The organism is Pseudomonas sp. GL_093, from assembly GCF_057837605.1.
In genome coordinates this window covers 2,567,532-2,582,461 of record NZ_CM174448.1, presented here as the reverse complement: position 1 = coordinate 2,582,461, position 14,930 = coordinate 2,567,532, and the positions used below count along the sequence as shown (strand labels likewise).

13 protein-coding genes are annotated in these 14,930 nt (G+C 53.5%); 8 read left to right on the top strand and 5 right to left on the bottom strand.

Annotated elements, in window-relative coordinates; translation table 11 throughout:
- Positions 1 to 103: 103 nt before the first annotated feature.
- Positions 104 to 736, bottom strand: coding sequence for a trimeric intracellular cation channel family protein (locus AC3IUE_RS11840; RefSeq protein WP_489267559.1), 633 nt, complete (start codon positions 734 to 736; stop codon positions 104 to 106).
- A 668-nt stretch (positions 737 to 1,404) separates the two neighbouring features.
- On the opposite strand from AC3IUE_RS11840, the gene AC3IUE_RS11835 reads away from it, so the two are divergent.
- Positions 1,405 to 1,590 carry a ribbon-helix-helix protein, CopG family gene (locus tag AC3IUE_RS11835; protein ID WP_045060687.1) on the top strand — a complete coding sequence of 62 codons (186 nt, stop codon included), beginning with the start codon at positions 1,405 to 1,407 and terminating at the stop codon, positions 1,588 to 1,590.
- Between the two features lie 69 nt (positions 1,591 to 1,659).
- Here AC3IUE_RS11835 and AC3IUE_RS11830 read toward each other — a convergent pair whose 3' ends face one another.
- Positions 1,660 to 3,315 carry a SulP family inorganic anion transporter gene (locus AC3IUE_RS11830; RefSeq protein ID WP_489267557.1) on the bottom strand — a complete coding sequence of 552 codons (1,656 nt, stop codon included), beginning with the start codon at positions 3,313 to 3,315 and terminating at the stop codon, positions 1,660 to 1,662.
- A 140-nt stretch (positions 3,316 to 3,455) separates the two neighbouring features.
- On the opposite strand from AC3IUE_RS11830, the gene AC3IUE_RS11825 reads away from it, so the two are divergent.
- The gene (locus AC3IUE_RS11825) at positions 3,456 to 3,686 is read left to right on the top strand and encodes a hypothetical protein (RefSeq protein ID WP_046047630.1); all 231 of its coding nucleotides are present in this window, start codon (positions 3,456 to 3,458) and stop codon (positions 3,684 to 3,686) included.
- Between the two features lie 210 nt (positions 3,687 to 3,896).
- Here the strand turns inward: AC3IUE_RS11825 and AC3IUE_RS11820 are convergent, their stop codons facing one another.
- The gene (locus tag AC3IUE_RS11820) at positions 3,897 to 4,211 is read right to left on the bottom strand and encodes a hypothetical protein (RefSeq protein WP_489267555.1); all 315 of its coding nucleotides are present in this window, start codon (positions 4,209 to 4,211) and stop codon (positions 3,897 to 3,899) included.
- Between the two features lie 200 nt (positions 4,212 to 4,411).
- Here AC3IUE_RS11820 and AC3IUE_RS11815 point away from each other — a divergent pair, with 200 nt between their 5' ends.
- The 3 genes from AC3IUE_RS11815 (at position 4,412) to AC3IUE_RS11805 (ending at position 8,033) form a co-directional block, all read left to right on the top strand.
- Positions 4,412 to 5,656 carry a malic enzyme-like NAD(P)-binding protein gene (locus AC3IUE_RS11815; protein WP_489267553.1) on the top strand — a complete coding sequence of 415 codons (1,245 nt, stop codon included), beginning with the start codon at positions 4,412 to 4,414 and terminating at the stop codon, positions 5,654 to 5,656.
- A gap of 258 nt (positions 5,657 to 5,914) precedes the next feature.
- Positions 5,915 to 6,676, top strand: coding sequence for a YoaK family protein (locus AC3IUE_RS11810; RefSeq protein WP_134101586.1), 762 nt, complete (start codon positions 5,915 to 5,917; stop codon positions 6,674 to 6,676).
- A gap of 343 nt (positions 6,677 to 7,019) precedes the next feature.
- Positions 7,020 to 8,033: an isocitrate dehydrogenase gene (locus AC3IUE_RS11805; protein WP_046047633.1), complete on the top strand. Its 1,014-nt coding sequence runs from the start codon at positions 7,020 to 7,022 to the stop codon at positions 8,031 to 8,033.
- Positions 8,034 to 8,573: 540 nt separating this feature from the next.
- Here the strand turns inward: AC3IUE_RS11805 and AC3IUE_RS11800 are convergent.
- Entirely contained in the window at positions 8,574 to 8,804 is a 231-nt protein-coding gene (locus AC3IUE_RS11800) for a hypothetical protein (protein WP_045060682.1), read from the bottom strand.
- A 521-nt stretch (positions 8,805 to 9,325) separates the two neighbouring features.
- Between AC3IUE_RS11800 and AC3IUE_RS11795 the strand changes: the two genes are divergently transcribed.
- Positions 9,326 to 9,592: a hypothetical protein gene (locus tag AC3IUE_RS11795; RefSeq protein WP_076030514.1), complete on the top strand. Its 267-nt coding sequence runs from the start codon at positions 9,326 to 9,328 to the stop codon at positions 9,590 to 9,592.
- 773 nt (positions 9,593 to 10,365) lie between these two features.
- Positions 10,366 to 11,820 carry a tyrosine-type recombinase/integrase gene (locus AC3IUE_RS11790; RefSeq protein WP_489267549.1) on the top strand — a complete coding sequence of 485 codons (1,455 nt, stop codon included), beginning with the start codon at positions 10,366 to 10,368 and terminating at the stop codon, positions 11,818 to 11,820.
- Between the two features lie 291 nt (positions 11,821 to 12,111).
- Here AC3IUE_RS11790 and AC3IUE_RS11785 read toward each other — a convergent pair whose 3' ends face one another.
- A complete protein-coding gene (locus AC3IUE_RS11785) occupies positions 12,112 to 13,092 on the bottom strand; it encodes a Tle-like phospholipase domain-containing protein (RefSeq protein WP_489267547.1) in 981 nt (326 codons plus the stop codon).
- A 612-nt stretch (positions 13,093 to 13,704) separates the two neighbouring features.
- Here AC3IUE_RS11785 and AC3IUE_RS11780 point away from each other — a divergent pair.
- Positions 13,705 to 14,901 carry an MFS transporter gene (locus AC3IUE_RS11780; RefSeq protein WP_489267545.1) on the top strand — a complete coding sequence of 399 codons (1,197 nt, stop codon included), beginning with the start codon at positions 13,705 to 13,707 and terminating at the stop codon, positions 14,899 to 14,901.
- Positions 14,902 to 14,930 lie beyond the last annotated feature (29 nt).

Genomic DNA, 14,930 nt, shown 5'->3' with positions numbered 1-14,930 from the left:
AAAAAAAGGCTGCAGGTGCAGCCTCAAGGATGGGGGGGCAGAGATGACTAAGCATCACTCATGTTTTCTTATAGAGCGTAGCTTTGTCGGCCAGGCAACAAGATCAATCGACTACATGGAACCTGGGTAGCATCCATTTCCAACGAATGGCGGCAATACGGCTGACAAAAACGAACGCAATGGCGATTGCAGACGCCACTTCAAGAGAAATCTGCAAATCCAACAGCGTGATGTAGGCGACGGCACCCAAAATACTGATGGATGCATAAACCTCACGCTTAAACACCAACGGTATTTCGTTACACAACACATCACGCATCACACCCCCAGCGACTGCGGTAGCTACACCCATGATCACTGCGATGCTGGGAGGGAGGTTTTGCTGAAGAGCCATATCTGTTCCTCTGACCGTAAATACAGCCAATCCAAATGCATCGGCTACCAACAACACCCTCTCGTTGAAGGTTTTCAAGGTCCTCGCCCAAATCATGGTTCCTAGCGAAGCACTAACCCCTACCAAAAAGCCATTCTCATTGGAAACCCACTCGATCGGATAATGTGCTATCAGTACGTCACGCAAGGCACCGCCGCCTAAAGCGGTGACTAAACTGATGGTGATTACACCGAACCAGTCCAACGATTTTCGCCCTGCCATCAGGGTGCCTGTCACTGCGAAGGCTGCAACGCCTGACAACTCACAGTAATAAATCACCCAACCAGCGTGGTAAGCCTTCATCTACGGAACCAGCCTGTACTGCAAATGGGAGAAGTTCTTGAAATGAAGCGCCCTCAAAGACACACATCAAGGTCTAATTACATTATCATAATATGATAATAAAAGTACAATTGAGGCGTGCAATGAATACAGGGCAAAAAACACAGCCGCGTATCGTCACCAGGGTTATCCACTTGGAAAAACCACTGTCGAATCAAGGGTGCGGGTCGAAACGGTAGGTGACCTGGCAATGGCGTACAGCCCAGGGGTCGCGCAGCCCTGCTTGGCGATAGCCAAAAATCCGGACGACGTTTACCGCTTTACAGGTAATCAGCCGCAACGAGCGTGCGGCGACCGAGTGTGTGAGGCTGCTGCTGAACGTGGGTGCGCACTCATCTCGTATGGACCCACGCAGTACTCGCCTGCAGCGGTGCTGGGGAGGGATTACATTATTCCCAAGCCGTTGGATGGGCGCCTGCATTCGGGGGTAGCTGGAGCAGTGGCTAGAGCGGCAATTGATTCGGGCGAGGCCATCTATCCCTTCTTTTACCCGTTTCTGGTAGACGTACCGTCGCCATTTTCTGATCACGGTCAATCCAGTTAACTGTAACGAACCTAATCGGTGACAAATAAATCCCCGACCATTACAATTTGATTAACATCGACCGTTTTAAGGTACTGGCAATTCCATGGAAAATAAGACTGCACGACTAACTGTGCTCATTGATCCCGTCAAGAAAAAAGCACTTGAAGAACTGTGCGCATCTCAGGATCTGACGCCCTCTCAGGTCGTTCGTCAGCTTATTCGGGACTATCTGGAGACGCATGGCGTGTCCTACGCCACCAAAAGCAAAACTGCGGCCAATGGTAAGTGATTCATCTGCGCATGAGCGGGCACGACGAATGCCTGCTCATCGCTCCTTGTACTCTCTTGCACCTCATCTCTAGCCCTGGGGCTTGTCGATCTCGGCGTAGCTGCCCAGTGCACCACTGAAGTCAGCATGATAATGCTGTGAGCCGAGTGCCTGAAGAACCCCTGCCTTATCGAGCTTGCCAAGGACTTTTTCGTTGGCTTCACACAACTTCACGACGATGCTGCGTTTACGCAACTGCTCAATAACTTCGAGCAGCGTTTGTAAGCCCGTGATATCCATGAACGGCACCCGTTTCAGACGAATAATCAACGTCCCGGGATCGGTGTGCGTCTGAGCCAAAACGCGCTCAAAGGTTTCTGCTGCGCCAAAGAAGAGAGGCCCCTCAATGGTGTAAACCAAAACACCGGGTGGAAGATGTACATGCCCATTCAAGCGTAACTCTGCCTCCAGCTCTTTTTCGACCATTAACTGCACCTCTACAGATGCAGCCATCCGACGCATAAACTGCAGCATGGCGAGAATGACCCCGATATTCACTGCAATCGCCAGATCGCTGAAAACGGTCAGGCTGAAAGTGATTAAAAGGATCGCAACATCCGCTTTTGGGGCTTGTTTGACCATGCGGGTGAAGTGCTTCAGTTCGCTCATGTTGTAAGCGACCACGAATAAGATCGCAGCCAACGCGCACAGCGGGATATCCGAAGCCAGAGGTGCCAGGAAGAAGATCAATAAAATCAACGTGACGGCGTGCGCAAAACCCGCAATGGGGCTGTTGCCACCGTTGCGGATGTTGGTCGCTGTTCGAGCGATCGCGCCTGTCGCAGCAAAACCACCAAACAGAGGAGTGACCAGGTTGGCAATGCCTTGTCCGATTAACTCCTGATTGGAGTCATGTTTGGTGCCGGCCATCCCGTCGGCGACAACAGCAGACAACAGCGACTCGATCGCCCCCAGCATCGCGATCGCGAACGCAGGACCAATCAATTCAATGATCTGCGGCAGCGTTATTTCAGGAGGGCCAATTTTGGGCAGTCCTTGAGGAATCCCCCCGAATGCACTCCCGATCGTTGCCACGCCATCGAACTTAAAACAGGAATGCAACGCCGTCACAACGACCATGGCAATCAGAGGACCAGGAACACGCCTTACGCCTGGTACTTTAGGCGCGAGTATCACCAACAGCAGGCTCAAAAGGGCTAATAGGGTCGTGGGCACATGGAGTCCGGGCAGAGCCTGGATGAGGTGCCAAAGCCGCTCATGAAAATGGTCGCCACTGATGTTCGGCAAGCCCAAAAAGTCTTTCCACTGCCCGACCCAAATGATCACACCGATGCCGGCGGTGAACCCAACGATCACGGGATCGGGAATGAACTTGATAAGTGCGCCAAGCTTGGTGATGCCAAGCAGTAACAATATTGCACCCGCCATCATTGTCGCGATCTGCAAGCCATCAACGCCGTACTTGGCTGTCACGCTGGCCAAAATGACGATGAACGCCCCAGTAGGGCCGGCAATCTGTAGTCGACTCCCGCCGAAAAGCGAAACCAATAAGCCACCAACAATTGCCGTGTAGATTCCTTGCTCCGGCTTGACGCCCGAGGCGATGGCAAACGCCATGGCCAAGGGTAACGCCACGACACCGACGATGACCCCCGAGACGATATTTCGAAGCCAGTGCTTGCGCCCTAACAAGCCCGCTTTCCAAGCTTCTCGTATGGCAATCATGACTAGCCTCGCGCTGGTGGCATGTGCATACTATTCACACGTAGTGATAATAGTAAAGCAATTGGCCTAGCCTCGTACGACACCAGCGACCCTGTAGATACAGTGTCGAGAGCGCAGAAACATATGCCCGGAGACCCCGAATGAAACGCGAAGACGTCAAAACCAAACACGGTGAAGGCATGCACTTCGACACGCACGTGATAGCCAACCCGGCCAATACGCACGAGTGGATCATTCTTTTCAAAAAGGAAGCAGGGAGAAGCTATTTCCTGGTCAATGACAATGAGGAAATTGAGTCATTTGGACACCTCGATGAACTGATCCGCGAGCTTCGAGAGCTGGGTATCAAGTCCGCCGAAGTTCATTTCTGATTGTTCCACTTAGAGAGTTTGACCCTGTCAGTAAAAGTCGAGTATCTGTCCGGTCAGAGCGAAGCGCTTTGGTCTGTTTGTTTCGGTAGCCGCTGCCAATTTCGGACTGAGCAGGGAGCAAAGGACTATGCCGCCACACTCAAAGAAAGAATCGACGCACCCCATGCCTTCCCGCGAACCCACCACGCCTCTCACAGTCAAGACCACTGATCAACGCAGACCCAGGTCATTTCCTTCCATTGGACAGGCTCGACGTTTGGCTAACAGGAACAGAACACCAAACACCTTGAAGATGGACCGCATCGAAAGACAGCTCAGCACAACACCTGAACTGTTGCCTGTTAGTTGATGGCCGGCTAAACCTCTCTCAGCGCCTTTGTCATGGCCTGCTCCCCTTTCGCCCCCTGCTATTTTGATCACCGCGTTCATTTGAACCACGTCCATCACCTCAGCGTCTTGACGCTGGGGACATTCGAGCGCGCAAAAAAATGGCCACACGAGATGGCCTAATACGGGTTCAAGCATAGGAGGATCTCTATTGACCAACAGATACAGGCCCGCCCTGAAGTCTTAGGGCCAATAGAGTGGGTCCGCTGGCTGATAAACCCCTTCATCAGCAGCGCGCAACTGGCAATTTGATCCTGGTCTGTGGGTCAGGACCTCGTTGCCTATCATTATAATAGTGTTAGCATGTGATTGTAATCAACATCTAATTAGGTGATCGCATGACTACCGACTTCAAGAAGGCTGCACTGGATTACCACGAATTCCCAACCCCAGGAAAAATCAGCATCGCGCTGACCAAGCCTGCCGACACAGCCGCCCAACTCGCACTGGCCTACAGCCCAGGCGTAGCGGAGCCTGTACGCGAAATTGCGAAGAATCCAGAGAATGTTTACCGCTTCACCGGTAAAGGCAATCTGGTGGCCGTGATCACCAACGGTACGGCCATTCTGGGCCTCGGCAATCTAGGCCCCTTGGCCAGCAAGCCGGTCATGGAAGGCAAAGCATTGCTGTTCAAGCGTTTCGCCGGAATCGATTCGATCGATATCGAAGTCAATGCCGAGAGCTCCCAGGCCTTTATTGAGACCGTCGTGCGCATTGCCGACACCTTTGGTGGCATCAACCTGGAAGACATCAAAGCGCCTGAGTGTTTTGAAATCGAAGAAGCACTGATCGAACAGTGCAGCATCCCAGTCTTCCATGACGACCAACACGGTACGGCCATCGTCACTGCCGCCGGCATGCTCAATGCACTTGAGATTCAGGGCAAAACCCTGGGTAATGCGAGAATTGTCTGCCTCGGCGCCGGTGCAGCTGCCACTGCTTGCATGCGCCTGCTGCTTAGTCTCGGCGCTCAAAAAAGCAACCTATACATGGTCGATCGTGTCGGTGTTATCCACTCCGCTCGGGAAGGCCTCAATCAATACAAAGCACAGTTCGTTAACGACGGTGGCCCTCGTACGCTGATGGAAGCCATGACCGGTGCTGACGTGTTTGTCGGCCTGTCTGGAGCCAATCTCCTCCCGGCAGAAGCATTGGCAGCGATGGCACCTAACCCGATCGTGTTTGCCTGCTCGAACCCGGACCCTGAAATCAGCTACGAGCTGGCCATGGCCACACGTGATGACCTGATCATGGCGACCGGTCGCTCTGATTACCCTAACCAGGTCAATAACGTTCTGGGCTTTCCGTTCATTTTCCGCGGGACGCTTGATGTTCGCGCAACCCGGATCAACGAAGCGATGAAAATTGCGGCGGTGGAAGCACTGCGCCAATTGGCCAAAGAGCCGACACCGGTGGAAGTGCTGCAAGCGTTCAACGTCGATAAGCTTGAGTTTGGGCGCGATTACATCCTACCCAAAGCGCTCGATGCTCGCCTGCTCGGTGCAATAGCCGGCGCGGTGGCCAAGGCCGCTATCGACACCGGCGTTGCGAAGCTGCATTACCCGGCGCACTACCCGCTCTAAGCTGACGTCAATCATGCTGATGTGTCGCAGCTGCACAACCTATTGCACGGTTGGCAGCTGCCGCACTTGGGACTATCCAGTCGTTGCACCGTCTGCTGCTCCAGCAGGCGATCCTGTTCACCGACCAGTAGAAACAACAGCCAACGGCTTCAACACTCAACGAGCAGCCCCGTCTAAATTGCGAGGACCTGGTGATATCAGACATACATAATCGGTTGGCTTTTTTGCTCCTCATATGTTTGAGACAAGGGTGAATAAATGCCGATCAAATATGTCAGGAGTCTCACCGGGCGAAGGCGTACCACCGCCGCAAACCGACATCTTGGCTTTGCCTTGGCCTTCGTCGCGGGAGCAATCAACGCTGGCGGTTTCCTGGCAGTGCATCAGTACACCTCACACATGACGGGCATCGTCTCTTCGATGGCAGACAACAGTGTGCTGGGAGCCTACGACCTGGTACTTAGTGGCGCCGGCGCATTGTTGTCTTTTCTGGTTGGGGCTGCGTGCTCTGCGGTCATGGTCAATTACTCCCGACGCAGACGGATGCACAGTGAGTTTGCAGTGCCACTTTTGGTCGAGGCCTTTCTGCTTATCTGCTTTGGCTTTCTGGGCGCCCAACTATCCACCGTGGATGGTTTGTTCGTGTCAGTCACCGTGATGCTCCTGTGCTTCATCATGGGGCTACAAAACGCGGTGATCACCAAAATTTCAAAAGCCGAAATCCGAACGACACACATCACCGGCATCATCACGGACATCGGAATTGAGTTGGGAAAACTCTTTTACTGGAATGCCGCCAGCACATCAACACACCCAAAAGTTCTCGCCAATCGGACCCGGCTCAAAATACTGATACTGCTGGCGCTGAATTTTTTCTTCGGCGGCGTGATGGGGGCATTTGGGTTCAAGCACATTGGTTATATCTCAACGGTACCGCTCGCGATGGTTCTGGTGACGCTGGCAATCGTGCCTGCCTTTGATGACGCCAGGCTTTTTGTCCGCCGCGTCATGCGAAAGTGAGCCAATGACTTTTGCTGAGCGCGCCTACCGCAAACATTAACATTGTATGTTAATGTTATGCGCATATTCGGTGGAGCAGTGACAGCACGCTTGATCCGGTAGCTCGCCCCGTAACAGCAGCATCCTCGAGTAGTTCTGTGCGGCGCGAGATCTGACACCCGTCTCAGGACGCCCGTCATTTGATCCGCGATGACCTGCGCAGTCACGGCGCGGAGGATGAAACACAGCACACTGGCGCGGTGAAAGCCGTCCGACAGTCAATGCCTATCAGCAGACTCGTGACACCAGTCTCAATGACCCAATCAATACAGCAGGCTGACAAAGCTCTGTTAAGGAAGAGACCATGAGCAGAACAATCGCAATCATCAAGGGCGACGGCATCGGCCCCGAGATCATGCAAGCGACGCTACGCGTACTCGACGCCCTTGACTGCAATCTTCGCTACGACTTCGTTGAGGCCGGCCTGGAGGCGTTGCAGCAACATGGACAGCTGATGCCACCCGCCTCTATCGATACGATCGCCAAACATGGCATCGCACTTAAAGGCCCTTTGACGACACCGATTGGCCGTGGGTTCTCATCGATCAACGTTCACCTTCGCCGCCATTTCGACCTCTACGCCAATGTCCGACCAGCGATCAGTTTCCCGGGGACCCGTTCGCGCTTCGAAGATATCGACATCATCACAGTGCGCGAAAATACCGAGGGGGCTTACTTACCCGAAGGACAGAGTATTTCAGAAGACGGCGAAGTCGCTTTGGCGAGTATTCGCGTAACACGCACAGCCTCCGAACGCATCGTGCGATACGCGTTCGAGCTGGCTCGTAGCAAAGGCCGCAAGAAAGTTACCGCGGTGCACAAGGCCAACATCATAAAGTCTTGCTCCGGTTTGTTTCTTGAGGTTGCGCGTGAGGTCGCTGCGGATTATCCGGAAATCGAATTCCACGAAATGATCGTCGATAACGCCTGTATGCAGCTGGTAATGAATCCCCATCAATTCGATGTCATTGTCACCACCAACTTGTTTGGTGACATCCTTTCAGACTTGTGCGCAGGCCTGGTGGGTGGATTGGGCTTGGCGCCCGGGTCTAACATCGGCGCCGATGCGGCCATCTTCGAAGCGGTCCACGGCTCGGCACCGGACATCGCTGGCAAGAACATCGCGAACCCTTGTGCATTGTTGTTGGCTGCCGCGGACATGCTTGATTATCTGGGCATGGTGGACAAGGGGACACGCATTCGTACCGCTATCCGCGTTGTTTTGAAAACCGCCTGCGATCAGGTGACACCGGATATGGGGGGAACCGGAACGACTGAGTCCTTCGCTGACGCCTTGGTGGCCTACTTGCGTGACTAGATAAACGTAATCGCCAGCTCAGTCAGAGCTGGCGTTTTTATATCCTGCGCCACGCCTACCGCCCCTCTTTGATTGAAGAGAAATCAAAATGCCCAAGAGGGGTAGATCTTTACCCATCAGCACCGACCCCAGGCAAAAACGCCCAGGAATCACTGGCGCCCCTTCGCAACAGGAAGACAGGCCAACCGATTAAAAAATCTCCTGGTGTTCCTCTGATTGGGACTTATAACTCGTCGAGTCTTGCATCACCCTCAAGCAGGGAATCTTGTTATTTTTTGTTATGTTTCAATCTTTATAATAAAACAAGGGCAACACATTTAATTACTTACTGCAGTTTCTGTCGCCGGTTGCCGGCACTGCATACGGGTATATATGTGGAGCTTCTATACGCTCTTTCAGCTTTGCCGCATAGTCCTTTGCACCCTGCTCATTGCGGAACTGAATTCGCCGGGCACCTACACACACGGACCATAGATCTTCACTCTGACTAGACAGATGTTCGACCCTGACAGACATGACGACACTCCAAGAAAAAAGAATTCAAAAATGAATTTCAGCCACCTTGATACCGATTTCACGCAGCTCATGAATCAAATCATCAAGGTGTCGGAAGGGTTCAATTTCTTCATTGTCATTGACCAGGAAAAAGCTTCTTCCTGCTTCCTTTTTAAAGAAGGCGATCCACTCCTGGGTGTTGGCCGGATTGGCAATTAAATGGGTGTCAAACTGAATGCCTTCAGCGTGTTTGATTTTTACGTCCTCACGTTTCATGCAGCTCTCCAAGCGCTCACATCTTTCTGTTCTCATGCGTGATTTTGCCTCCCGGCAGTTGAGCAAAAAACGTCGCTCCTGCCTGAGGCAAGGTCGAGCAGATTGCCTTTCTATTATCACTGCATGATAATATTATGCACATATGAACCCTCGGAGGCTAGTCATGAACAGAACCACTGAACTCTATGAGGTACGCCGGCCTGAGCGCTCCCACCCAATGTTTTGTCTTTGAAAGCCCACAACCTTGCGGGTAAGCGTCAAGTGATAAAGCTCTGACGGCCAGATCGAGAACAAAACCGAACCCAAAAAGCTCTCACGATCAGCAATGAGCTATCAGCTCCACACCCTGAAGGTAATTGCCTGTACGGGTTCAAAGTGACTACTTCACCGTAATGATTGCACCTTGAAGTGCACATAGGACGTCATGTTCAAAGACATGAGACGAGTCCCTCACCGCAACGGATCGCCTTTGCTTTTGATTTACCGCGTACGGTTTCTGAATTTTAAGGACGAAAGTCATCATGCGAAAAACAGAAATTAATATGTGTGTCCCGCTCAATGTGCCGACACTAGAGCCCGGGCAGCGATTGTTGGTTTGCCTTGAGCAATGCGTCGTCGTCCAGCAGCGAGAAACAAAAATCTATCAGGTTGTTTTTGACTGCAAAGCACCTAAAACAACACGAATTCTTTGGACAGAGGACGAGTGGATTTTCATCGGCAGGCACAAGCAAAATGCTGAAAAAGATCCTTTGCTGGCTACATTTGTATCAACACTAAAAACTGAATAGAGGGTTTCCTACATAATGCTAAAAATAACTATTAGCGTAGGGTATTAACTGCTTCAAGACGCTTAACGCCGATTACTTGCAGGGGAGTACTTTAAATATTCTCTCCAATCAAGCCCACGGCCATTGATCACCAACAATGGAACTCCCATGGAGCGCTCATAATCTGCGCGAAGCGGGAAGAAGCTGCCCTCCGGCCGGCCGTCGAGGAGCGGCATCGGGTCAGTTTCTGTGCATAAAGAAAAGCTGCCCATATCTCACACGCCAGCTTTGGCGCCTGGCAGCTTCCCCCATGGATAACCGGAAACCTGCAGGGCTGATACGAGCATCATCATGTGGTTTGGGAATGACGATCGGTTTCGCTCTAATGGAGCTGACTGTCGATCCATTGCTCAGCCGCCGCCATCGCCTCGGCCAGCGCACTGGGGCCGAGAAAGCCATCAGATGCGGGGGTGTAAAGCTGTATGGATATCGTGAAGTTTCTACCTAGAGCCAGTCGTTTTGTGGGGGTAAAAACGTCCAAAAATAAAAAAGGGTCGCGAGATAAAATCTCGCAACCCCTTGAATTATATGGTCGGGACGGAGTGATTCGAACACTCGACCCCTAGCACCCCATCTCCTTTTTCATACTTCTTGAAAGCTTCCAAAATTTCACTCTAGATTTTTCTAAGCTAGTATTTACTTGAGCTCCAGCGGTGTTCTGCTCTACGAGAGTCCAGTAACGCCCATCAAGAGCCGACGTTTTTGTGGGGGGAAAAGTAGGGGGAATCCATTTCATGGCCAAAATCACCATCAAAGAACTCGAGTCGCTCACCGCCAATGATGCCGGCCGGTTCCTCAGGGAGGATGGCAATCTGGCTGGTCACGTCTCTGTCCGTAAGGACGGCGTGTCGGTCAGCTTTTTCTACCGTTATCGGTGGGGAAACCAGAGCAAAGATTACGCCTGTGGCTCCTGGCCGCGCAAATCCCTGACGGACATCCGCAAGGCACGCAACCAGGCCCGAGCGCTCATCGATGAGCAGATCAATCCCAATGAGCACAAGAAAACCGCCAAGGCACAGGCGCATGCCGCGGAAAAGGCAGCAGCCGAACAAGTAAAGACGACGAAGGTGCAAACACTGACTGTCCAGGATCTGACCAAGGCCTGGCTGTTGGATGGTGTTGCACGAAAAGACGGCAATGCCGAACTGCAGCGCCGTTTTAACAAGGACCTTTTTCCGGCACTTGGCAAGACGTCAGTCCGTAATGTTTCCGAGCACGATGTTCGGGCATTGATCCGGGCAGTCGTCAGCCGCGGCGCTCACCGGCAAGCCATCAGTTTCTTCGCCGACCTCACCCAGATGTTCAGCTGGGCCAGAAAACGCCAACCCTGGCGGGCCTTATTGGTCGAGGGCGATCCGACTGAACTGGTCGACATCACCCCATTGATCCCTGCCGACTACGAAGCAGAACGAAGCCGCATCCTTTCGCCGGCTGAGCTATTGGAACTGCATAACCGCTTCCAGCAAATGACCGCCGATTACAACGCCCTCCCCGCCGGTCAAAAGTACGAGGGTATTCGTCCATTAAAGAAGGAGACTCAACTCGCGCTATGGATCAGCCTGGGCACACTGTGCCGGATTGGCGAGTTGCTCCAGGCCGAATGGAAAAATGTCGATCTGGACCGGCAGACGTGGTTCCTCCCCAGTGAAAACGTCAAAGGCACCCGGGGCAAAAAACAGGATCACCATATCTTCCTCTCCCCCTTCGCACTGCATTTCTTTCAAGAGCTGAAGACTCTGACGGGACATTCCCCATGGTGCTTTCCGAACAAGCAGGATGATGGGCATGTGGACGTGAAAGTGGTGAGCAAGCAGGTGGGTGACCGCCAGGCCCGGTTCAAAAACCGTAAAGCCCTCTCCAGACGGCGTCACGACGATACCCTGGTCCTTGCCGACGGCCAAAACGGTGACTGGACACCGCATGACCTACGCCGTACAGGCGCGACCATGATGCAAGCCTTGGGGGTCAGCCTGGACCTCATCGACCGCTGCCAAAACCATGTGCTGGCCGGTTCTCGGGTGAGACGCCACTACCTGCATCACGACTATGCGGAAGAAAAGAAACGCGCTTGGAACCTGTTGGGCGATCGACTCAGTGCCGTGCTGTCCTCAACCTACGAGCATCCGCCGATCGAGTCGATGATGTCTTTTCCAGCCTACACCGCCACTGAATCCTTGCCGCCTTCATAAGTAGGATTCTTTAGTGCTGAGTCCTCATAGCTTCGTAGACATCTCCGAGCGATTTCTTCAGGTCGATTCCGGCCCGTCATGACCGGCAGAAATCGGCCAGAAATGGTCAGTCAGACTTGTATCGAAAAGCGGACAAACAAGCGAGTTGGCGAGCAAACCAAAAACTGCGCGGTCGCTCTCCGCAGGTGCAGCGAGACGTGTACTCCTAAGCGCTCTTCTATTGAGAGGCTAGAATCGAGACGATCGTCTTGCGACTTTTTTCGAATGTAAGAGGTCATTTTCGGGAGGAGCCTATGGCGCTGGCGCGTCTGTCGTCAGCGCCAATGGGGGGAGATGCCGCTTCATAAAACATGCTAGGTCATACATTCCGTGCGCGTGTACAGAACCGGACGGGAGCAATGTTCTCCACGTCCAATTGTCCTTATATCGAATGTCGATCCAAGTTTGCCCCTGCTCTCCGGAATTGCTTGTGTTGGAGAACTGCAAGATAGACCGGACACTCGCGAGAATTTCTCCCCGGTTGTAAATGCGGTAGATGGTCAGTCCATCGGCCTGCTTCTCGAAGCCTGGGACGCTACGCTTACCCGACACAGGAGACGGATCGAACGCGTACACTTCGCTTACGCCGGGAACACCTGAATCTCGGTTCAGCGAGTACGCAAATCTTTGGGCCAAACCGCCCCCTAGGGAGTGTCCAGTAGCAACCACCTGCGCGGTTTTGAGCCATTCGCCGCCCGGCTCTTCGCTCTTCCTCTTATATTCCTTTACAAATTCGGGTACGAAAACATCGGTCAATACTTCGTACTCGTCGTGCGGATGAAATGGTGCCAAGAACCAGTGGAGGTTAGATTTCCAGTCATCAAGGCTAGAGGCCGCCGTACCTCCAAAGGCAACAATGACCTTGTGGTGCTGGGGGCTTGACCACACCTCGGCACGAAGGTGCGCGCGGCGCATCTGGTCAGCAGCCGGTTCTGTCTCGTCTTCCTTTTTTCGCAGCAACGGAAGTTTGTCCCAGTGCGTCCAACCTTGGCCCGCTAAGAAGTCGTGCGGTTCAGGGCATTCGGCTGTGGTATCCAACGGCTTGCGCTTGGGGTCATCGGAGTCCTGATAGGCAGCCACAGCCGCCCACGCGTAAGGCCAGTGCAACAATGCAGCGTCCTGCACTGATAACCACGGCTCGAGCTTTTCGCCGCTAAGGCGTCTGTAGACCTGCACGTCAGTCTGTTCAAAGCTGGCGCATCCACAGAGAAGCACCATCGTCGAAATCGCCATGAACCGCCTGGAGTGCATGCATACCTCCCGTACCCATGTTGTTCGCTGGCATACTTCCAGTCTCGGATATGCTCGTAATGATCTTCACAGTGCCGAGGTCCGCATGGTGAATTGAGACAAGATTTCATGCGGCTCGACTTTTACACAATAGCTAACGAAGTAGAACGCCAGCGGCCCACGGCTCAAGCCTGAATGTCCGCTATTTCGCTAGCCGATTGACCGCTTCGGGTCCAGGCTGTGAGAAAACGCATGCACCGTTTTGAAGTCTGCGTTGCTACGTAAAATCTGCCAGCGTTTGGTTGGTCAGCAGACCTGTAATTTACGTAAAAACGGGATTTTCGCCCCGAATTCGACTGTCAAACTTGCTCTAAAACGTTTTCACACAGCCTGGGTCGATTGCAGACCTTCGCAAGAGGCAGCAACCGGCCAACAGCGGGCATGTGCGTTAGCTAAGTTGGCCGTGAAAATTAGACTTCTGTGAATCACTCAGGGGCCGTTACTCCGCCAAGACACATAAATATATTTATGGCTAAGGCAAATAATGATGATTTTATTGATTTATTAACGCCTCCCACACTCCGCGGCAGTTCTCACTTTCTGCGGAGTTAAAACATGCCATTCGTCATCTACATTTTCACCCTAAGCGCTTTTGCGCTGGGCCTTGCGGAGTTTGTACCGATAGGTTTAACCGACGTCATGGCGCAAAGCCTGAATGTCGATATCGGGCAGACCGGTGCAACCATTACCGCTTATGCCCTCGGCGCGACTGTTGCAGCACCGATCCTCACAGCACTGACCGCGAACTGGTCCAGAAAAAGCGTGATGTTGGCCACGGCGCTGGTTTTCACGGTCGGCAGCCTGGTAGCGGCTTTCGCCGGCACCCTGACATTGATGCTGGCTGCCCGGTTTCTCGCCGGAATGGGCCACGGACTGTTTCTCGCCGTGGCATCAAGTACTGCGGCTCGCCTGGCAGGACCGAACCGTGCAGGCAGCGCGGTAGCCGTGGTGTTTGGTGGCTTCACTTTGGCTATGGCGATCGGCGTGCCAATCAGCACGTACCTGGGCGGCATCGTGTCCTGGCGCCTGGTGCTGGCTGCGATCGCCGTGTTTGGCGCCATCGGTTTCTTCGGTCTGCTGCTTGGCATGCGTGATCCGCTGCCGACTCCGGCGGCGAACAAAAACTCTGCACGGCAGAACCTGTCGGCGCTGCTCAACGGCAAGCTTTTGCTCGGTGCACTGGTCACAGTGCTCGGTTATGCCGGCTCTTTTGCCGCCTACACCTACATTGCCCCCGTATTGACTCAGGTGACCGGCACCAGCGCCAGTACGGTCGGAATTTTCATGCTCGTATACGGCGTGATGGCTGCGATCGGTAACGTTCTCGGCGGCAAACTCACTGATAGCCTGGGGGTGGACCGCTCCAGTGCCCTGCTGATTACCGGGATCGTGCTGGTGGTGTCGGGGATGTGGGTCATGTCCGGTTCTGCCATTGCGATGGGTGTGTTGGTCGCGCTGCTGGGTATGTTCACGTTCGCCGCAGTTCCTGCGCTGCAAGCCCGACTGATCGGCATCGCCGAGCAGCATGCACCACACGCCCAAGGGGTGGCGGCCGGTTTGAACATCGCGGGTTTCAACTCCGGTATCGCCCTGGGTTCGGTGCTGGGCGGCATGACGATCAGTCATATCGGCATCGCCTATGTCGGCCTGGCCGGCGCGGCAGTGGCATTGCTCGGTCTTCTGCTGGTGCTGATACAGATCATGGGTGTTAACACGAGCAGCTATCGTTCGGTCAACACCTCCTCGAACTGAACAACTGGAGGAGAAGCTTATACTGTCCC